The organism is Rhodococcus olei (genome assembly GCF_039540555.1).
In the GTDB taxonomy this organism is placed as follows: Bacteria; Actinomycetota; Actinomycetes; order Mycobacteriales; family Mycobacteriaceae; genus Rhodococcus_G; species Rhodococcus_G olei.
In genome coordinates this window covers 1-21,488 of the sequence record NZ_BAABFB010000009.1, presented here as the reverse complement: position 1 = coordinate 21,488, position 21,488 = coordinate 1, and the positions used below count along the sequence as shown (strand labels likewise).

The window sequence follows — 21,488 nt, the reverse complement described above, 5'->3', positions numbered from 1 at the left end:
CCTCATGAGCCGCACAGTGGTGTGGACACGGATCGCGGGACCTCCGTGACCACACCACCGCGGTGAAGCCGCCTTACGCCGACAGGGTCGCCGATCCGTGGCTCTTGCGGAGCTCCGGCTTGGCGACCTTGCCGCTCGCGTTGCGCGGCAATGCATCCACGATCACGATGTCCTTCGGGTGCTTGTACCGCGCGAGGACGCCGTCCAGATAGGTGGACAGTTCCTCGAGAGTGAGATCCTCGCCGCGAAGCGCGACCACTGCGACCGGCACCTCGCCCCACTTCGCATCCGCCCGCCCGATGACCGCGGCCTCGAGGACCTTCGGGTGACCGAACAGCGCGTTCTCCACCTCCGCGCAGTAGATGTTCTCGCCGCCGGAGATGATCATGTCCTTCTTGCGGTCGACGACGTAGACGAACCCCTCGTCGTCCTGGCGCACCAGGTCGCCGGAGTGGAACCAGCCGCCGGCGAACGCGTCCGCGGTCTCGGCCGGCTTGTTCCAGTACCCCGCCATCATGGTCGGGCCGCGGTAGACGATCTCGCCGACCTCGCCGACCGGGACGTCGTTCATCTCGTCGTCGACGATCCGGGCCTGGACGGTCGGGATGACCTTTCCGACCGAGCCGAGTTTGCGCAACGCGTCCTCGCCGTCGAGGACGCAGGTGATCGGCGACATCTCGGTCTGCCCGAACACCGCGACGTCGAGCGCGTCCGGGAACGTGTCCGCCATCGCGCGCAGCACCACGTCCGACGCCGGAGCCGCACCCCAGCTGATCACACGCAAGGCCAGATCACGCTGCCGCACAGTTGGTTCCGCACACACAGCCTGCCATTGGACCGGGACGAGGAACGCGCTGGTGACCCGCTCCGCCTCCCACACGTCGAGCAGCTCGGTCGGGTTGAAGGCGCCGAGCGGGTGGATCACGGTGGGAATGCCGAGCTGCAGGCTCGGCGCCATGCTGCCCAGCGCCGCGATGTGGAACATCGGCGAGGCGCAGAACCCGACGTCGCCGCGGGTGTTCATGCTCAGTGCCCGGATACAGGTCTGGGCCTGTGCCTGCATGTTGGCGTGGGACAGGACCGCGCCCTTCGGGCTGCCCGTCGTCCCGGAGGTGTACATGATCAGCGCCGGAAGGTCCTCCGGCAGGTCGACCGGGGGATGCGGCTCACCGGCTTCGGAGAGAAGTCCCGCGTACCCCTCGGTACCGTCGCCGCCCTCCCCGCCGACGACGACACAGGTCGCCAGCTCCGGAACCTGCTGTCGCACAGTGGCGACCAGGGGAGCCAGGGGGACGTCGGTGACCACCACGGTGGCACCGCTGTCGGTGACGAGGTACGCCATCTCGGGCGGCGTGAGGCGGAAGTTCACCGGCACCGCGATGGCGCCGAGCGCGTTGATCGCGAGCACCGTCTCGACGAACTCCGGACGGTTGAGCATCACGATCAGCACGCGATCGCCGAACCCGACGCCACGCCGGTGCAGGGCGTCGGCGAGCGACTCCGACCCGCGGTGCAGGTCGCCCCAGGTGGTGGTCGCACCTTGGAATCGCAGGGCCACCTCGTTCGGACGCATCGTCGCGTGCGTGGCGACCTGGTTGTTCCAGTGGTTCCGGCGCGACTGTAGCGGCTGAGAGAGAAGATCGGGTGACATCGTCATGAAGCCCTTCCCTGTCACGGAGTTGTGGGGCGCGGCTGGGCGCCTTTCCGATTCCGCCGATTATGGCAATCGGGCGGCGGTCGTGCAGTGTTTTGTTAACTGAAATTCGCATTGTCCGAATCGCGGTGCGCCCTCACCCGCGGGATCGACCCCCGAAGTTCGGGGCCCGCCGCTCGAGCATGGCGGCGGCCCCCTCCCGGAAGTCGGCGGAACCGAGCAGTTCGACCTGCCCCTCGGTCTCCCGGTCGAACGCCTCCTCGATCCGCGCGAGAGTCGCGGCGGTCAGCGAGCGCTTGGTCAGCTCGAGCGCCCGCCTCGGGCCGGCCGCCAGTTTCGCGGCAACGGTGTCGACGTGTGCGGCCAGGTCGTCGGCCGCCACCACCCGGGTGATCAGCCCGGCGGCATGTGCGTCCGCGGCCCCGAGCCGCTCCCCCAGCAGCGCCATTTCGGCAGCGCGGGCCCGGCCGACCGCGGCGGGCACCAGCATGCTCGACCCACCGTCCGGCATCAGCCCGATGTTGACGAACGCGAGCAGGAAACAGGCCGTCGGCGCGGCATAGGTCAGGTCCGCGGCGAACGCGATCGACGCCCCCACCCCGGCCGCGGCGCCGCCCACCCGCGCGATCACCGGGGCCGGCAGGGTGAGGATCGACCGGACGACCCGATTGGCGGTGGCCATCACCACACGGGGATCGCTCGCTGGCCCGCTGGATGCGGCCACCAGATCCGCTCCGGTACAGAAGGATCCACCCTCACCGGCGAGCACGACCACCCGCACGTCCTCCTCGCGGGCGCGGGTCTCGAGCAGGTCTCCGAGGACGCGCATCGAGTCCAGGTCCAGCGCGTTCATGCGCTCCGGACGCGCGATCGTGATGCGCAGGACCCCCTCGGCGCACCCGACGAGCAGGCCCCCGACCCGTTCCGCCGCGGCCGTCATCGCACCGCCCCCGCCGAGGCGGTGCGGCAGAGAAATGCCCCGAGTCGTTCGGCTCCGGTCCGGGTCCTGCCGACCGGCACGCCCCGGACCGGCTCCGTGCCGCGGATGGCCACCACGTCAGTTCACCCCTTCCCTGCGGCCGCCACTGCGGCCGGATCACCCGACAGCGTCCGGACGACACTGCATCGACCGAATCCGGTTGCCCCGGGACACGAATCACCGTGGCATGGTCCGGCGGCGGCAGGCCGGCGCCGTGTCGAGTCCCCCACTCCACGCCGCACCCCCACGCCTGCCGCCACCGGCCGACCGAGGACCACACCGACGCCCTCGGCCCGCCCCCACCGCGACCCGAGCCCGCCACCCGCGACCATCCCGCGGCCGGTGCACCGAATCACGCTGTCGGTCATGCCTTTTCCTTCGCTCCCGCACGAGTCGGCCGAGGAGCGACTCAACCACCCTCGACGTGACGATCCTCACGGATCGCGAATTCGGGTTAACTTTTACCCATGGGATCGATGCTGTCAAGATCAAACCCACTATGCGACCGTCGAATTGCGGGCAAGGTGAGCACATCCGGCGAGTCGAGTGCGGTGAAGGGCAGCTCGCATCGGCCGACGAGGCGGACCCGCGACCGGTACCATTCGGCAGTGCAAGTCAGGAGGCGACGATGACGCAGTCGACCCGTGGCCGGTCGGATCCGGGTACGGCACCTCGCCGCAAACGACCGAAGAATCGCAAGGCCCAGATCGCGCTGGTCGCCGCCCAGGCGTTCAGCGAGCGCGGATACCACGCCGTCGGCGTCGACGACATCGCCGCGACCGTCGGCATCTCGGGTCCGGCGCTCTATCGGCATTTTCCCAACAAGTACGCGCTCTTCGTCCAGGCGGCGCTGAGCACGGTCGGGGCGTTGCGCACGGCCGCGGAGTCGGCGGTCACCGGCGACGCCGCGGACACACCCGCGCCCGAGCGCCTCGATGCGGTGCTGCAGGCGCTGATCTCGACGACGGTCGCCGATCGCCGGACCGGCGGGCTGTACCGCTGGGAGGGCCGCTACCTCGAGCCCGCGGACCGGGCGACGATGCGGGCCGACTTCGCGGCCCTGAACGCCGGCCTCGCCGTCCCACTCCGGCAGATGCGCCCCGACCTGTCTGAGGCCGACGCGACCATGCTGGCGACGTCGGCACTGAGCGTGATCGGCAGCATCACCGCACACCGTGGTGCCCTGGCGGCTCGGCGGATCGAGTCGCTGCTGCTGGCGACGGCGTGGGCGGTGCTGCGGTGCGACCTGGCCGACGCGCCGCCCGCCGAGGAACCGATGCCCGATGCCGCCCGCGGCGGGCTTGCCGTCACGTCGAAACGCGAGGTCCTGCTCGCCGAGGCGATGAAGATCTTCGACGCCCGCGGCTACCACGAATCGAGCATCGAGGAGATCGGCGCCGCCGCCGGAATCAACGCGTCGAGCGTCTACCGCCATTTCCCGAGCAAGGCCGATCTGCTCGCGACGGTGTTCTATCGCTCGGCCGACCGCCTCGCGGTGGCCACCGAAGCGGCCCTGGCGGCGTCGACGAACTCTGCGGAGGCCCTGCACCGGCTGTGCGCGGCCTACATCGACCTCTCGTTCGCGCATCCCGAGGTGGTGTCGGTGTACTTCGCGGAGATCGGCAACCTCCCCGTGGGCGAGCGCACCAATTTGCGCAACATGCAACGGCTGCACGTCGAGGAGTGGGTTCACCTGCTGACCGACGTGCGACCGGACCTCCCCGCGATCGAGGCCCGGTTCCTGGTGCACGCCGCGATCGGCCAGACCCTCGACGTCGGCCGGCTGATCCACTTCGACACCGGCTCCGCGGCGCGCGGCCGGATGCGGGCGCTGATGCGGACCGTGCTCGGGACCGACCGGGCCTGAGGTCGGTCCCGAGCACCGGCCGTCAGCCCCGCGTGCTCCCGCGGTCGCGGTCGGCGCCGAGATCGCCGGGACGGTATCCGACCGGATAGCCCGGATACGTCCGGTTGCGCGGATCCCGCGTCGACTTCGACCGCCTCCTCGGCGGGAACAAGCGCAGGGCGCGCGCCCGCACCCCGAGCCCGGCCTCGGCGACCGAGCGCACCCAGCCCGGCGCGGGACGGAACCCGAAGGCGGAGAGCATCATCGGATCCAGCATCGCGTGCACACCGACCCGGACCGCGGGCCGTGCCGGACCGGGGAACCACGAACAGAACAGGTCGCGGGTGTACACGCCGATCGCGTGCACCTCGTCGGTGTGCCGGAAATGCTTCCGCTCGTAGTCCGCCTTGAAGCGGTACAGCTCCTGGAAGTCCGTGGGAATGTCACGGATTCCCATGCGCAGCCCCACCTCCCGGTAGAAGTGGAAGGCGGCGATCCGCTCGTGCGGGTGCAGCGGACGCCAGCCGTACCGCTCGATCCAGTCGAGCGGCTCGTAGATGAACGTGGTCAGCACGTACAGCATGTCGGCGTTGCTGATCTCGTACTTGCCGTGCATCCGGTTGACCACCCGCAGCGACTCCTTGCCGCGCGGCGAGTCGTACCCGTGCTCGACGAGCTCGGCCATCAGCAGCGCGGTGTCGTCGTACCGCTTCTGCGGTCGGCGCTCGAACTCCCCGGTGCGCGCCAGCAACGCCGAGATGCTCGGCACACAGTAGGTACGGAACAGCGCGAACTCGAGAGAACGTGTGTAGTCCCAGGGAAATTCGAATCCAGCGGTGATGCGGTGGATCTCCTGGTGGTCGCGTACCGGGTCGAGGGACTCGATCCGGCGGCGCCACCCGAACCGACCGCGCGGGGCGCCGGCACCGTCCGTCAACAGCATCGGAATCAGCCCCGACCGTGCCGGGTCCGCAACATCCACGCGGAGATCTTCATGTCCCGGGCCCTGCGCTGCATCGTCAGCAGGTTCAGCGGCGCCGCGAACTTCTGCCGGGTCACCGCCTTCGGTCGGCTGAACTCGCGCAGCCCGTCCGCGCCGTGGATGCGCCCGAACCCGGACTCGCCCACCCCACCGAACGGCAGCGAGGGGACACCCGCGAACCCGAGCACCGAGTTGATCGACACCATCCCGGTGTTCAGCTTCTCCGCAGCCGCGACCGCCTGCGCCTTGTTCTTCGTGAAGATCGACGCACCGAGCCCGTAGCTGGACCGGTTGGCCTTCTCGACCCCGTCCTCGAGGTCGCGCATCCGGTTCACCGCGACGATCGGGCCGAAGGTCTCCTCGGTCATCGCCGTGCTGTCCTCCGGGACGTCGCCGAGAATCACCGGGTCGATGTACGGGGCGTGCAACGACTCCCGGCCCCCGAGCACCGCGCGGGCACCCTTGTCCAGCGCGTCCTCCACGTGCCCCCGCACCACGTCGTTCTGCCGTTCGAGCGTCATCGGACCGTACGAGGCGTCGGGCGCCCCGCCCGGACGCAACCGCGACGCGTGCTCGGTGAGCTTGTCGACGAAGGCGTCGTACACCTGGTCGGCGACGAAGATCCGTTCCACACCAGCACAGGTCTGGCCGGCGTTGCCCATGCCGCCGAACGCCGCGAACTCGGCGGCGGCGTCGAGGTCGGCATCGGCGGCGACGAGCATCGCGTCCTTGCCGCCGCACTCGGCGACCAGCGGAGTCAGCGTCTTCGCGCAGGCCGCCATCACCTTCTTCGCGGTGGGTGACGACCCCGTGAAAGCGACCTTGTCGACCCCCGCCTCGACGAGCGCGGCCCCGGTCGCACCGAGACCGGTAACCACCTGCAGCACAGGCTGATTCGGTACCAACGCGTTCCACTTGTCGGCGATCCACGTCGCGACGCCCGGGGTGAGTTCACTGGGCTTGAACACGATCGCGTTGCCGGCCGCGAGCGCGTAGGAGATCGAACCCATCGGCGTGTAGAGCGGGTAGTTCCACGGACCGATCACGCCCACCACGCCGAGCGGCTGGTACTGCAGCGTCGACTCCTGGTTGGCGCTGACCAGACCCGAGGGGACCTTCCGGCGGCCGAGCACCTTGGCCGCGTTCTTCGACGCCCAGTCCAGGTGCTCGACGGCGAGCATCACCTCGAGCAGGGCGTCGTCGGACGGCTTGCCGGTCTCGGCGGCGATCACCGCGGCCAGCGACCGGACGTCCGCGGCGATCGCGGTCTTCCACTTCTGCAGCCACTTCCTGCGGCCGTCGAAGCCGAGATCGGCCCACCACACGGCGGCCTCGCGCGCCCGCGCCACCGCCGCCGCCACCTGCTCCGCGTCGTGCACCGGGTACTCGGCGAGCACGGCACCGGTCCGCGGATCGAGGGAAGCGAAGGTGGCTGCGCTGGTGGGTGCGGGCGCCTCGGTCACGCTCGGCGTCTTGTCGGTCCGCTGGGGCATGGGTCGTTCCTCCGTCGGTGTGCGTGGCTCGGCCTGGTCGGGCGGATGCTGCAGGAAGGTCTCCGGTGTCGATCCTCGCCCAACTCGCGGGCGGTTCAAACAGAATCACATCACATATATGTGATTTGCAGTACTGTTGTCGGCATCACACCCGGCCCCACGCGTCCGCCTGACACGGCCGGCCGCGGCCGCCGCCACCTCCGACGGGAGAGCACCTGATGAGTGTCGAATTCACCACCGAGCAGCGGGCCTTCGCCCAGGCCGTCGCCGACTTCTGCAAGCGCGAGGCCGGGACCCGGGAGAAGCGCGACCGGCTCACCGACCACGGCAAGCACAATCACAGCCAAGCGATCTACGCGAAGATGGCCGATCTCGGGTGGCTGGGCCTGACGATCCCCGAGGAGTACGGCGGATCCGACGCGACGATGGTCGACATGTGCATCCTGCTCGAGGAGACCGCGCGCGGGATGGCCCCGATCGGCGCGATCGGACCGACGCTGATCACCGGCGGCGCCTACGCCAAGTTCGGCACCGCGGACCAGAGGGAAACCGTACTGCGCGGCATCGTTCGTGGTGTGTCGCAGTCGATCTCGATGTCCGAACCGGAGGCGGGATCCGATGTCGGCAACCTGAGCACCAAGGCGGAGAAGACCGCCGACGGCTGGGTGATCAACGGCCAGAAGACGTGGTGTTCGAACGCGCACATCTCGGAGAACATCCTGCTCGTCGCCCGCACCAGCCGCGGTGCGAACAAGCACGAGGGCATGACGATGTTCCACGTGCCCGTGACGACGCCGGGCCTGAAGATCAGCGGCATCGAACTGATGGGCGGCCACAAGGAGACCAACGACCTGTACTTCACCGACTGCGTGCTGCCTGCGGACGCGGTGGTCGGCGAGGTCGGCAACGGGTGGCGTCAGCTGATGACCGGACTGAACTTCGAGCGGCTGATCCTGTCCGCGATGATCCTCGGCACCGCGGAACGGGCCTTCGAGGACACCCTGGCGTTCGTCACCCAGCGCAAGCAGTTCGGCCGGCCGATCGGCTCGTTCCAGGCGCTGCGGCACCGGATCGCGGACCTGGCCACCGAGATCGAATGCACCAAGCTGCTCGTCTACAACGTGGCCCGCGAGGCCGACGCGAACCCGGACAAGATGCTGGCCCGTGAGGCCTCGATGGCCAAGCTCAAGGCCACCGAGACGGCCAAGCGGGTCGCACTCGAGGGCATGCAGATGATGGGCGGCTACGGCTACGCCACCGAGTTCGACATGGAGAAGCACGTGCGTGCCACCCTGGTCTCGACGATCTTCGGCGGCACCAGCGAGATCCAACGCGACATCATCGGCAAGACCTTCGGACTCTAGGACCGCCGCGCCGCGCGGGGACGGTCCCGTCCCCGCGCGGGCAGCACCTATGCTGAACTGCCGTGAAGGAGATGCCCCGATGACCATGTCCCGGAAGGCCGGTGGCCGGACGCCCGCGGGCCGGACGCCGGGGGGCCGCACACTGAGCCGGCGGCCGCAGCTGTCGGACGAGGTCGCCGCCCACGTCCGCGGACTGATCATGTCGGGCGGCGTCCGCCCGGGCGACTTCGTCCGGCTCGACGAGACGGCCGCCGAACTCGGGGTCAGCGTGACGCCGGTGCGCGAGGCGCTGCTGACGTTGCGCGGCGAGGGCCTGGTCGAGTTGGTGCCGCACCGCGGATACGTGGTCGCGCCGCTGAGTCGCGCGGACATCCACGACCTGTTCTGGCTGCAGGGCCAGATCGCCGAGCAGCTCGCGATCCGGGCCACACCCGCGGTCACACCGCAGGTGCTCGGGGAGATGCGCGACGCGAAGGACCGGCTGGCAAAGGCGGTAGCGAACGCCGACGCCGCGCAGGTCGAGAACCTCGAGTTCGGGTTCCACCGGCTGCTCAACCGTCTCGCCGACGCGAACAAGCTGTCCTGGTTCCTGCTGGGCGCGCTGCGCTACACCCCGACCCACCTGTACTCGTCGGACCCGCAGTGGGGCGAGAGCGCGATCGCCAGCCACGAGAAGCTGATAGCCGCGCTCGAGGCCGGGGACGCGGAGGAGGCGGGCCGGATCACCCGTGCCCATTTCGCCGACGGCGCCGAACGGCTGCTCGCACACCTCGAACGCGTCGGCATCTGGGACTGACACCACGGACGGACCACGGCATCGGCTCCGATCACGTTCCCGCACAACGACACAGGCCGCACCCGAACTCCTCGGGTGCGGCCTGTGTGGTTGTGTTGCGCGGCTACCAGACGACGGCGATGATCACGTTGACGACGGCGAGGATGCCGATCACGTGGGCCAGGGTCGCGGTCGAGTTCACGGTCGCCACCGCCGTGCCGCCGGCCGTCGCGGCGGTCTCCTCCTTGGCCTTGCGCAGCCCCAGCACCGCGACGACGAGGATCACGATCGCGATGACGAGCTTGACGCCGACCTTCGTGTGGTTCAGCGTCGCGTCGTTCGCCTCGTTCAGGCCGACCAGTGCGAGACCGGACACGACCTGCAGGATCGCACCGTGCAGCATGCCGGGAACGACCCGCGGCGCCTCGAGCAGGGTCATGTAGCTGCCGATGATCGCGGCGAGGCCGATGAAGTGCAGGATCAGGAAGATGTCGATGGCTGCGGTCATGCCTGCATCGAACAGGGCGGGACGCGAACTGTAAAGGAAGGTTCACCTGTCCCGACCGCGATCAGCCGCTCGCCCGTCCACGCCGCCCGGGGCGGTGTCACTGAATCGAGTGTCGACACCGAGGCACCGGGAGCCGAGGACGTGCGGGCTCCGACGCTCCGAGTGGAGCCCGCACATCCATCCGAATTCGATGGCACCGACGGCCGATACGTGTCAGGCCCCCATCTCGGCCACCAGGCTCTTGGGCCGCATGTCGGTCCAGTTGGCCTCGACGTAGTCGAGGCAGTCCGTGCGGGAGCCGGGGCCGTGGACCGTGTCCCATCCTGCCGGGACGTCGGAGAAGGTCGGCCACAGCGAATGCTGCCCTTCGTCGTTCACCAGCACGAGGAACGTGCCTTCCTCGTCATCGAACGGGTTGCTCACTGTTGTCATGCCTTTCGTTTGACCTGCACTGTGTTCGGTGTGTCTTGTCGTGTGCGCGGTTGCGCGTGTGACGTCCTAGCGTCCACCGGCGCGGCTCCCGTCGGTCCATGCCGCGGTGACCACCTCGGCGATCGACTGCAAGGCCGGCGCCGACGCCATGTGCCAGTGGGTCGTCGGCAATCCGTGGACCTCGATGGCGCCGGCGATCGCGGACCGCCAGGTCGCGGCGCCCACTCGGCCGGTCGGATCGTCCTCCAACGCGGCGAAATACACCAGGTCGCCCTTGAACGGCTCCGGCCGGTAATCGGCGATGAGACGAAGTGACGACACCGCCGCCGCAAAGGCGGCCTCGACCCGCTCCGACCCGAGTTCGTTCAGCGGCGCAGGAAGGCCTGCAACAAGCTGCTCGAGCGACTCCGGGGTCACCTCGACATCGTCCGTGACCCCGCCAACCTCCGGCATCAGGCCACCGAGCAGGTCACGGGCCGAGATCGTCCCCGCCGCCTCGGACGCCCGACCACCGAGGTCCGCGACGCTGTCCATCATTGCGAGCAGCTCCACCTCGTCGCCCTCCGACTGCAGCCGCACGGCCATCGCGTGTGCGATGACACCACCGAGCGACCACCCGATCAGCTGGTAGGGCCCGACGGGCTGCACCGAACGAATCTCGTCGACATACAGTTCGGCCCAGTCCTCGATCGACGCCGGCATGGGCGCGGACCCGGACACGACCGGCGACTGCAGACCGTAGATCGGACGGTCGGGGTCCAGATGTGCGGAAAGTCCGGCAAATGCCCAGGACAGACCCACGATCGGGTGGACGCAGAACAACGGCGGCTTGGATCCCTCCTCTCGGATCGGCAGCAACATCTGCAACGCCCTGTCTCCGTCCAGGCCGAGCGAACCCGCTTGTGCCGCCTCGATTCGAGCGGCGAGGCCGGCAACCGTGGGATCGGCGAACACCCACAGCAGCGGCACCTCCGCGCCCACTTCGGCACCGATCCTCGCAACCACCTGAGTGGCGACCAGCGAGTTTCCTCCGAGTTCGAAGAAGTTGTCGTCGAGGCCGACCCGGTCCGCTCCGACCAGATCGCCGATCGTCGTCGCGACGATCCGCTCGACCGGCGTAGTCGGCGCCCGGAACGGAACGACGGCGAACTCCGGTTCGGGCAACGCCGTGCGCTCGACCTTGCCGTTGACGTTGAGCGGCATACGGTCCAGCACCATCATCACGGCGGGCACCATGTAGGACGGCACCTGCCCGGCCACTGCGGCACGCACCGTGGCGCCGTCGAGACCGTCGCCGACGACGTAGCCGACGAGCTGGGTCCCGCCGATTGCATCCGTTTTCGCGACCACGACCGCGTCGGTGACGCCGGGACGGGTCCGCAGTGCCGACTCGATCTCGCCGAGTTCGATGCGGAAGCCGCGGACCTTGACCTGGAAGTCGGCCCGCTCGAGGTACTCGAGGTTGCCGTCGGCGCGCCAGCGCACGACGTCACCGGTCCGGTACATCCGGGCCCCCGTACCGAACGGGTTCGCCACGAACCGGTCGGCAGTCAGATCCGAGCGACCATGGTAGCCGCGGGCCAACTGCGCGCCCGCGAGGTACAGCTCGCCGGCAACGCCCACCGGGACCGGGTGCAGGCGCGAATCGAGTACGAACACCTGCGTGTTCCACTCCGGCGCGCCGATCGGCACGGTAACGGTGTCGGTGTCGCGGGTGCAGTACGAGGTGACCGAGACCGCCGCCTCCGTGGGCCCGTAGAGATTGTCGAGCCGCGCGGCACTGACCGCGCGGAGCCTGGCGGCGGTCTCCGCAGGCAATGCCTCACCGATCGCGAGCACCCGTGTCACCGAGCCCGGGAAGGTGCCCCGGGGATCGGCCAGCAGCATCGAGAGCATCGAGGGCACCACATGCACCGTGGTCACCGACTCCTGCGTCATCAGGTCGAGCAGGTACCTCGGGTCCTGATGTCCGTCCGGACGGGCGATCACCAGACGGGCCCCGGTCTGCAGCGCCCACCAGAACTCCCACACCGACAGGTCGAAGGTCGCCGCGGTCTTGAGCAGCACCGCGTCTTCCGCGCCGAGCCCGTATTCGGCCTGCTTCCACACCATCTGGTTGACGACCGCTGCATGGGACACTGCGACGCCCTTTGGACGGCCGGTCGAACCCGAAGTGAAGATCACGTACGCCGGGTTGCCGGTCCGCAGCGGCGCACGTCGGTCCGCATCCGTGACCGAGCCCCCGTCGACCTCGGTGAGGTCGACGGAGTCGATCGCCAGGACCGTCGTGTCCCCGGGCAGCTCGACCGCGTCGGCGCTGCGGGTGAGCACCAGCGCGGGAGCCGCCGAGTCGAGGATCAACGCGATCCGGTCCGCCGGGTGATCCGGGTCGATCGGCACATAGGCACCGCCGGCCTTGACGACGGCGTACATGCCGACCAGCAGCTCGATCGACCGGCGCACGGCCAGGCCGACGAGGGTCTCGGGTCCCACTCCGTCAGCGATCAGCTTGCGCGCCAATCGATTCACCAACGTGTCGAACTCGGCGTAGGTGAGCGACTCCCCCTCGTACACCAGCGCAACCGCGTCGGGTGTCCGAGCGACCTGCGCGTCGAACAGGTCGACCAGACTCGTCCCGGGCACCACCTCGTCGGTCGCGTTCCAGTCGCCGACGATCCTGTCGTACTCGGCCGATTCGAGCATCGGCAGGTCGCCGACCGCCGCGGCGGGGTTCGCGACGATCGCCTCGAGCAGACGCAGGAAGCGGTCCGCGAACGCCTCGGCGGTCGACCGGTCGAACAAGGCGGTCGCGTAGGTCAGGCTCGCGCTCAGGCCGCGCGGCGTTCCGTCCTCGTCGTAGTGGTCGCCGATGATCAGGTGCAGGTCGAACTGCGAGATCTCGACATCCGTCTCGACGGACGCGATCGTCAGCCCGTCCAGCTCGAACCGAGCCGTGCCCAGGTTCTGGAACGACAGCCCCACCTGGCAGAGCGGGTGGCGGGCGGTCGACCGGGCCGGGTTCAGCGCCTCCACGACGCTCTCGAACGGTACGTCCGCATGTGCGAACACGGCGAGGTCCCGCTCACGCACCTGACCGAGCAGGGCGGTGAAGGACAGGTCCGCGTCGACGTCGGTCCGGAACACCAGGGTGTTGACGAACATGCCGATCAGGTCGTCGAGTGCGGCGTCGCCGCGGCCGGCGAACGGAGTACCGACCGCGATGTCGCGCATGCCCGACAGTCGAGCGAGCAGCGTGGTGAACGCGGCGTGCACGACCATGAACAGCGTGGCGTTTCCGTCGCGAGCGAGGTCCGCCAGGCCGCGGTGCACCGGCTCGCCGACCGCGAAGTCGATCTTGCCGCCGTGGTACGACTGCACCGCGGGCCGGGGCCGATCGGTCGGCAGGTCGAGCTGGTCGGGGAGCCCGGCCAGTGCCGACTTCCAGAAGCCGAGCTGGGTCGACATCAGCGAGTCCGGGTCGTCCTCGCCGCCGAGCACCGAACGCTGCCACAACGCGTAATCCGCGTACTGCACCGGCAGCGGTTCCCACGACGGGGCCGCCCCGACCGTGCGCGCCGCGTACGCCGCCATCAGGTCGCGGGTGAACGGCCCCATCGAGGAACCGTCGGCCGCGATGTGGTGGACGACGAGCGTGAGCACGTGCTCGACCGGTTCGAGGCTGCCCTCGACGCGGACGAGCAGGGTTCGGATCGGGACCTGGACGGTCACGTCGAAGCCGGAGACGACGAACTCGGTGATCGCCGCGCCGACCTCCTCCGCCGGGACGGACACCGGGTCCAGGTTCACGGTCGCCTCGCCGGCGGGCAGGATCACCTGAGCGGGACCGGATGCGGTCTCCGGGTAGACGGTCCGCAGCACCTCGTGTCGGGCGACGACGTCGGCGACCGCGGCCTGCAGCGCGCCGATGTCGAGGGCACCGGTGAGGCGGATCGCGGCGGGAATGTTGTACGCCGCCGACTCCGGGTCGAACCGGTTGAGGAACCACATCCGCTGCTGGGCGAGCGAGAGCGGCAGGTGCTCCGGCCGCTCCCCCGCCACCAGCGCGATCTGTCCACCGCTGCCGGCGAGCTGCTCCAGGCGCGCCGCGAGCGCGGCCACAGTCGACGCCTCGAACAGCTCACGCACCGGCACGCGGGTGTCGAGTGCCGCACCGAGGCGGGCCGCGACCTGCGTCGCGATCAGCGAGTTGCCGCCGAGGGCGAAGAAGTCGTCGTCGGCTCCGACCTGCGAGGCCCCGAGCACCTCCGCGAACACACCCGCAACGACCTCTTCGGTCGGCGTGCTCGGCGCCCGGAACTCCCGGGCCGCGAAAACCGGCTCCGGCAGTGCTTTCCGGTCCAGCTTGCCGACCGGGGTCAGCGGGATCTCGTCGAGCACGACGATCGCCGCAGGCACCATGTAACCGGCCAGCGACTCTGCGACGAACGCGGTCAACGCGGCCGGGTCGACGGTCCGGCCGGGTGCGGGCAGCACGTAGGACACCAGCGCGGTGCGCCCGGGTGCGGTGTCGTGGCCGACAGTCGTCGCGAACTCGACGTCGTCGTGTGCAGCGAGTACCGCATCGATCTCGCCGAGCTCGATACGCAGACCGCGGATCTTCACCTGGAAGTCGGACCGGCCGACGTACTCGACGTCGCCGTCGCTCGTCCACCGCACGACGTCGCCGGTGCGGTACATCCGCTCCCCGGTCTCGCTGTGGGGGTTCGCGACGAATCGCTCCGACGTCAGCGCGGAACGGTTGCGGTATCCGCGCGCCAGCTGGATGCCCGCGATGTACAGCTCGCCGACGACACCGACCGGTACCGGCTGGAGCCGATCGTCGAGGATCAGCGAGCGCATGCCCCGGGTCGGCCCGCCGATGACGACGCGTTCGCCGGCGCGCATCGGCGCGCTGATGTTCGTCATGATCGTGGTCTCGGTCGGGCCGTAGCCGTTGTAGAGCTCACGGCCGGGTGCCCACCGGGCGACCAGATCGCCCGGGACCGCTTCACCGCCGGCAACGACGACCCTGAAGTCGTCGAGCCCGGACGGGTCGACCGACGCGAGCGCGGACGGGGTGATGAACGAGTGGGTGACCCGTTCCCTGCGGATGAGGTCCGCGAGTTCGACGCCGCCGAACACGGTCGGCGGCGCGACCACCAGGGCTCCCCCGGCGCCGATCGCCAACAGCAACTCGAGTATCGATGCGTCGAAGCTCGGGGACGCGACGTGCAGGGCACGGGTGTCGGCGGAGAGCCGGTACCGCTGCCGCTGTTCCTCACTGAAGTTCGCCAGACCGCTGTGCGTGACGACGACGCCCTTGGGCAGGCCGGTGGAACCGGACGTGAAGATCACGTACGCGGGATGCGCGGGATGCACCGGACGCACCAGTTCCGCCTCACCGATGGGCCCGTCGCCCAGGCCGACCGTCAGCTCGCCGAACTCGGGGGAGTCGATCGCGAGCCACTCGGTCACGTCGGGGAGGTCCGCAGCGAACGCGGCGACCGTCAGGCCCACGACGGCACCGGCGTCGGTGACCATGTGCCGTACCCGCTCGACCGGGTAGTTCGGGTCGACCGCCGCGAACGCGGCGCCCGTCTTCGCAACCGCCCAGGCGGCGAGCACCGACAGGTCCGATCGCGGCACGGCGACCGCGACCAGGTCCTCGGCACCGAGCCCGCGGGCGATCAGGTGGCGGGCGATCCGGGAGGACCGGCGGTCCAGTTCCGCGTAGCTGGTCTCGACGCCGTCGAACACGACGGCCGGTGCGGACGGGTTCAGTGCGGCGGCATTGGCCATCATCCGGCCCAGCGGAATCGGCTCGACCGCGAGCGCACCGTGCCGTGCGATCAGGCCCGCGCGTTCCGTCTCACCGAGGAGGTCGATCGCGCCGACCGGCACGGTGCTGTCCGCCGCGACGGCTCGCAGGATCCGCGTCAGCCGCTCGGTCAGCGTCACGGCCGTGTCCCGGTCGAACAGGTCGGTGGCGTAATTGAGCTCGGCGGTGATGCCCTTCGCAGTGCCGACCTCGTCCACCGACTCCGCGATCGTCAGCTGCAGGTCGAACTTGGCGACCTGCTCGTCGAACTCGATGCCGGACAGGTTCAGACCCGGTAGCTCGAAGGCGACGGGCCCGACGTTCTGGAACACCAGGGCGACCTGGAACAGTGGGTTGCGGGCCTGGGAGCGCACCGGGTCGAGCACCTCGACGAGCCGCTCGAACGGGACGTCCGCGTGAGCGAACGCCTGCAGATCGGTCTCGCGGGCCCGTGCGAGCAGGACGCCGAACGGCTCGGACCCGTCCACCTCGGTGCGCAACACCAGTGTGTTGACGAACATGCCCACCAGGTCGTCGAGTTCCCGCTCGCCGCGGCCGGCGATCGGCGTGCCGATCGCGATGTCGGACGTACCGGACATCCGAGCCAGCAGCAGCGCCAGAGCCGCGTGCAGCACCATGAACAACGTCGAATTGTGTTCGCGGGCAAGGTCGGACAGGGCACGGTGCAGATCCGAGTCCAGGTCGAACCGGATCGAGGCACCACGGTTCGAGGCAATCGCGGGTCGCGGCCGGTCCGTCGGCAGGTCCAGCTGGTCCGGAAGCCCGTCGAGGGTCGTGGACCAGTGGGCCAGCTGACGCGCAGCGGTCGAGGCCGGGGCGTCCTCGCTTCCGAGCAGCCTGCGCTGCCACAGCGCGTAGTCGGCGTACTGCACCGGCAGCGGCACCCAGGCCGGGGCCTGCCCGGCGCTCCGGGCAACGTATGCCGTGAGCAGGTCCCGGGTCAGCGGTCCCACCGAGAACAGGTCACCGGCGATGTGGTGCACCACCAGGACCAGCACGTGGTCGTCGGCACCGATCCGCAACAGGGCCCCGCGCACCGGGACCGTGGCGGTCACGTCGAATCCCGCGGTCACCACCGCCGCGACGCGCTCGCGAATCCGCTCCTGCGCCACCGGCTCCGGTGTCAGGTCGAGGACGAACTCGGGCAGCACCACCTGGTGTCCGGCACCGTCGACCTCCGGGTAGACGGTGCGCAGCACCTCGTGCCGGGCGATCACGTCGGCGACCGCGGCCTGCAACGTGGCGGCGTCGAGCGCACCCGTCAGGCGCACCGCGACCGGGATGTTGTTCACCGCCGACTCGGGATCGAATCGGTTCAGGAACCACATCCGGTTCTGCGCCGCCGACAACGGGATCCGCTCCGGACGCGGTCCGGCGACGAGAGCGACGCGGCGCTCGGATTCCCGGCCGTCGAGCAGTGCGGCGAGCGCACCGACAGTGGGAGCCTCGAACAGCTCCCGCACGGCGATCCTGGTATCCAGCGCGGCACCGAGCCGCGCCACGACCTGCATCGCAACCAGCGAGTTGCCGCCGAGCGCGAAGAAGTCGTCGTCGAGGCCCACGTGTTCGTGTCCGAGGGCCTCGGCGAAGGCAGCCGCGACCGCCAGCTCGGTTCCCGCGGTCGGCGCGCGGAACTCCCGCGCCGTGAACACCGGCGCAGGCAACGCCTTCCGGTCCAGCTTGCCCGACGCGTTCAGCGGGAAAGCATCGAGGAGAACCACCGCCGACGGCACCATGTATCCCGGCAGCGACCGGGAGGCGAACGCGACGAGATCATCCGGATCGGGCCGGGTCGCGGGGGTCGGCACCACGTAGCCGACGAGGTGGTCGCCGCCGGCGGCCGCGACCACGAGAACCGCAGCCTGCAGCACCGACTCGTGCGCGAGCAGGGCGGTCTCGATCTCGCCGAGCTCGATGCGCTGGCCACGGAACTTGACCTGGAAGTCGGTGCGTCCCAGGTAGTCGAGCTCACCCTCGCCGGTCCAGCGAACGAGGTCACCGGTCCGGTACATCCGCTCACCTGCGGTGAACGGGTTGGCCACGAACCTGTCCGAGGTCAGGTCGAACCGCCCGTGGTAGCCGCGGGCCAGCTGCACACCCGCGAGGTACAGCTCGCCGGGAACCCCCACCGGAACCGGTCGCAGGCGCGAGTCGAGCACGTGGACACGGGAGTTCCACTGCGGGCGGCCGATGGTCACCGCTCCGCCCCGGGTGGCGGTCGCGGTCACGTCCGCGAAGGTGATCGAGACCGCGGCCTCGGTCGGGCCGTACAGGTTGTGCACCGTGGCGTCGCTGATCCGCGCGAAATCGCGCACCGTCTCGGCGGGCAACGCCTCGCCGATGACGAAGATCCGGCGAAGTGACACGAGGTCCTCGCGGGCCACCGACCCGGCGAACACGGTCAGCATCGAGGGCACGAAGTCGGTGACAGTGACCGCGTGTGCCGCAATGCGTTCCGCAACATAGGCCGGATCCCGATGGCCGTCGGGGGTGGCGACCACGAGGGTTGCACCGGCCCGCAACGGCATGAACCAGCCCCACAGCGAGACGTCGAACGTCGTCGCCGTCTTCTGCAGGTAGACGTCGGTCGCGTCGAGCGGGTACTCCGCCAGCATCCACGCGATCTGGTTGGCGATCGCCCGATGACTGACGGCGACACCCTTCGGCTTCCCCGTCGACCCCGAGGTGAAGATGACGTAGGCCGGATGCTCCGGGCGCAGCGACGCGATCCGGTCACCGTCCGTCACCGTCGTGTCGGCGTACGCCGACAGGTCGAGGTCGTCGAGGTGGAGCACCTTCCGTGTCCCCGCGCCCGCGAATCCGTCCCGCCGCGTGGTCAGCACGCAGGTCGGGTCCGCGGTGTCGAGAATGTGCCCGATCCGTTCCACCGGATGGTCCGGGTCGACCGGGACATACGCGCCACCCGCCCGCACGACCGCGTAGATCGCGACCACCAGGTCGAGCGAACGACGAATCGCCAGGGCGACGAGAGATTCCGGACCGACACCTTCGTCGATCAATCGACGGGCCAGCCGGTTGACCCGGCCGTCGAACTCGGCGTACGTGAGCGAGTCGCCTTCGTACACGACCGCGGTCGCGTCCGGGTTCGCCGCGACCTGCGCGGCGTAGGCGTCGAGCAGCAGGTCGCCGGCGGTGAGCTCGTGCGCAGTGTCGTTCCATTCGACGAGAGCACGGTCGCGCTCCATCTCGTCGAGCAGATCGATGTCGCCGACCACGGTGTCCGCCCGCGCGGTGACGGCCGTCAGGATGCGCAGGAAGCGGTCTCCGAACCCACGCACCGTCGCCTCGTCGAACAGATCCGTCGCATAACCGAGGTGGACGGCCATCCCGGTCGCCGCGCCCGTCTCGTCCTGCCGTTCGGCGAAGGTCACCTGAAGATCGAACGTGGCGATCGTCTCGTCGAAGTCGACACCGGACACGTTCAGCCCGTCCAGTTCGAGGTGCGGGCTGGTCAGGTTCTGGAAGAACAGGGCCACCTGGAACAGCGGGTGCCGCGCCTGCGAGCGTGCCGGATTGAGCACCTCGACGAGACGCTCGAACGGCACGTCCGCGTGGGAGAAGGCCCCGAGGTCCGCCTCCCGGACCCGGGCCAGCAGGTCGCTGAAGGTGTCGGCCGCGTCCACCCGGGTCCGCAGCACGAGGGTGTTGACGAACATGCCGACGAGGTCGTCGAGGGCCGCGTCACCACGCCCCGCGATCGGGGCACCGATGGCGATGTCGTCGGTACTCGACAACCGTGCCAGCAGGACGGCGAGCGCGGCGTGCACGACCATGAACGGCGTCGCGCCGTGGGCACGGGCGACGTCACCGATCGCGGAGTGCTGGGCGGCGTCGAGGTCGAAGCCGATCGCGGCGCCGCGGTTCGTGGCGACCGCGGGACGCTGCCGATCCGCGGGCAGGTCCAGCTGCTCCGGCAACCCGGCCAGCGTCCCGGTCCAGTACCCGAGCTGACGGGAGATCAGAGATTCCGGGTCGTCCTCGGATCCGAGGACATCGCGCTGCCACAGCGTGTAGTCGGCGTACTGCACCGGCAGCGGCTGCCATCCCGGTGCCACACCGACGTGGCGCGCCGAGTACGCGACCATGACATCGCGGACCAGGGGTGCGACGGAGAATCCGTCGGCCGCGATGTGGTGCACCACGAACACCAGCACGTGGTCCGCGGCATCGGATCCGGTGTCGACGCGGAACAGGGTTGCCCGAAGCGGAACCTCGGCGGCCACGTCGAATCCCTCGGTCACGAACGCGGTGGCGCGTGCGAGCAGCGAGTCCGCGGAGACGGGAACCGGCGACAGGTCCAGACGGACGTCCGCCGTGGGCAGGATCAGCTGGTGGCCTGCGCCGTCGTGCTCCGGGTACACGGTGCGCAGAATCTCGTGTCGTGCCAGGACATCCGTGACCGCGGACTGCAGCGCATGCACATCGAGGTCACCCGTCAGTCGAACGGCGACGGGGATGTTGTTGGCGGCACTGGCGGTGTCGAACCGACTGAGGAACCACATCCGAGACTGCGCCAGCGAGAGCGGGATCCGCTCGGGGCGCGGACCGGCGACCAGGGGGCTGCGGCCACCGCGGCCCGCATCGGTCGCCGCAACCACCGCGAGTGCGGCGACGGTCGACGCTTCGAAGAGCGTCCGCACCGGGATTTCCGTGGCGAGCGTGGCACCGATCCGCGCCGCCACCTGCGTGGCGATCAGCGAGTTGCCGCCGAGTTCGAAGAAGTCGTCGTCGGCACCGACCCGCTCGACGCCGAGCACCTCGGCGAAGATGTCGGCGACCAGCTCCTCCACCGGTGTCGACGGCGCGCGGAACTCACGGGCCTCGAACACCGGCGCCGGCAAAGCCCTGCGATCCAGCTTGCCCGACGCGTTCACCGGGAAGGCGCCGAGCACCACGAACGCGGACGGCACCATGTACGCGGGCAGGCTCACGCGCAGCGACGCCGTCAACGAATCGAGATCCACATCCCCCGCGCCCACGAGGTACGCGACCAGCGCCTCACCGATCCGGTCGTCGTGGCGCAGCACGGCCACCGCCTGCGCGACCGCGTCGTGCGCGAGCAACGCCGCCTCGATCTCCCCCAGTTCGATCCGCAGACCCCGCAGCTTGACCTGGAAGTCGGTGCGGCCCAGATACTCCAGCTCACCGTCCCGGTTCCAGGCGACCAGATCGCCGGTCCGGTACATCCGCTCCCCCGCAGCGAACGGGTTCGCCACGAACCGATCCGACGTCAGATCCACCCGCCCCACGTACCCGCGGGCCAGCTGCACACCCGCCAGATACAACTCACCCGGCACACCGACCGGAACCGGACGCAACCGCGCATCCAACACGAACACCCGCGTGTTCCACACCGGCGCACCGATCGGCACCGACACCTCGTCGGCGACGGTCACCTCGTGGAACGTCACGTCCACGGCCGCCTCCGTCGGGCCGTACAGGTTGTGCAACCGCGCGCCCGGCAACACCTCCCGCAACGTCGCCGCCGTCGCCGCGGGCAACGCCTCACCCGACGCGAACACCCGAACCAACGACGACGACGCCGGCTCCGCCGAATCCCCCGCCGCGTCGCTCGCCAGAGCAGCCACGAACACC

The 21,488-nt window shown here is 69.8% G+C and carries 9 protein-coding genes and 1 pseudogene; 3 read left to right on the top strand and 7 right to left on the bottom strand.

The features are described 5' to 3' along the window. Positions 1 to 73: 73 nt before the first annotated feature. Positions 74 to 1,651, bottom strand: coding sequence for a fatty-acid--CoA ligase FadD5 (gene fadD5 / locus ABD951_RS01255; protein ID WP_425569754.1), 1,578 nt, complete (start codon positions 1,649 to 1,651; stop codon positions 74 to 76). A gap of 139 nt (positions 1,652 to 1,790) precedes the next feature. Beyond that, positions 1,791 to 2,594, bottom strand: coding sequence for an enoyl-CoA hydratase (locus ABD951_RS01250; protein ID WP_345341260.1), 804 nt, complete (start codon positions 2,592 to 2,594; stop codon positions 1,791 to 1,793). A gap of 667 nt (positions 2,595 to 3,261) precedes the next feature. Here ABD951_RS01250 and ABD951_RS01245 point away from each other — a divergent pair. Continuing rightward, on the top strand, positions 3,262 to 4,500 hold the full coding sequence (locus tag ABD951_RS01245; RefSeq protein WP_345341258.1) for a TetR/AcrR family transcriptional regulator: 1,239 nt from the start codon (positions 3,262 to 3,264) through the stop codon (positions 4,498 to 4,500). Between the two features lie 22 nt (positions 4,501 to 4,522). On the opposite strand, the gene ABD951_RS01240 is transcribed toward ABD951_RS01245, so the two are convergent. Further along, complete coding sequence (locus tag ABD951_RS01240) at positions 4,523 to 5,422, bottom strand: oxygenase MpaB family protein (RefSeq protein ID WP_345341363.1); 900 nt, start codon at positions 5,420 to 5,422, stop codon at positions 4,523 to 4,525. A 5-nt stretch (positions 5,423 to 5,427) separates the two neighbouring features. Further along, the gene (locus ABD951_RS01235) at positions 5,428 to 6,954 is read right to left on the bottom strand and encodes an aldehyde dehydrogenase family protein (protein ID WP_345341257.1); all 1,527 of its coding nucleotides are present in this window, start codon (positions 6,952 to 6,954) and stop codon (positions 5,428 to 5,430) included. Between the two features lie 218 nt (positions 6,955 to 7,172). On the opposite strand from ABD951_RS01235, the gene ABD951_RS01230 reads away from it, so the two are divergent. Further along, positions 7,173 to 8,318 (top strand): acyl-CoA dehydrogenase family protein, encoded by a 1,146-nt coding sequence (locus ABD951_RS01230; RefSeq protein WP_345341256.1) that lies wholly within the window; start codon positions 7,173 to 7,175, stop codon positions 8,316 to 8,318. Positions 8,319 to 8,403: 85 nt separating this feature from the next. After that, positions 8,404 to 9,114: a GntR family transcriptional regulator gene (locus ABD951_RS01225; RefSeq protein ID WP_425569753.1), complete on the top strand. Its 711-nt coding sequence runs from the start codon at positions 8,404 to 8,406 to the stop codon at positions 9,112 to 9,114. Positions 9,115 to 9,217: 103 nt separating this feature from the next. On the opposite strand, the gene ABD951_RS01220 is transcribed toward ABD951_RS01225, so the two are convergent. From ABD951_RS01220 to ABD951_RS01210, 3 genes and pseudogenes are all read right to left on the bottom strand, one after another. Further along, positions 9,218 to 9,601 carry a hypothetical protein gene (locus tag ABD951_RS01220; protein ID WP_345341252.1) on the bottom strand — a complete coding sequence of 128 codons (384 nt, stop codon included), beginning with the start codon at positions 9,599 to 9,601 and terminating at the stop codon, positions 9,218 to 9,220. 213 nt (positions 9,602 to 9,814) lie between these two features. Beyond that, positions 9,815 to 10,024: an MbtH family protein gene (locus ABD951_RS01215; protein ID WP_425569752.1), complete on the bottom strand. Its 210-nt coding sequence runs from the start codon at positions 10,022 to 10,024 to the stop codon at positions 9,815 to 9,817. A gap of 75 nt (positions 10,025 to 10,099) precedes the next feature. Continuing rightward, positions 10,100 to 21,481, bottom strand: a pseudogene (locus tag ABD951_RS01210) (amino acid adenylation domain-containing protein); the annotation flags it as partial. Between the last annotated feature and the right edge of the window lie 7 nt (positions 21,482 to 21,488).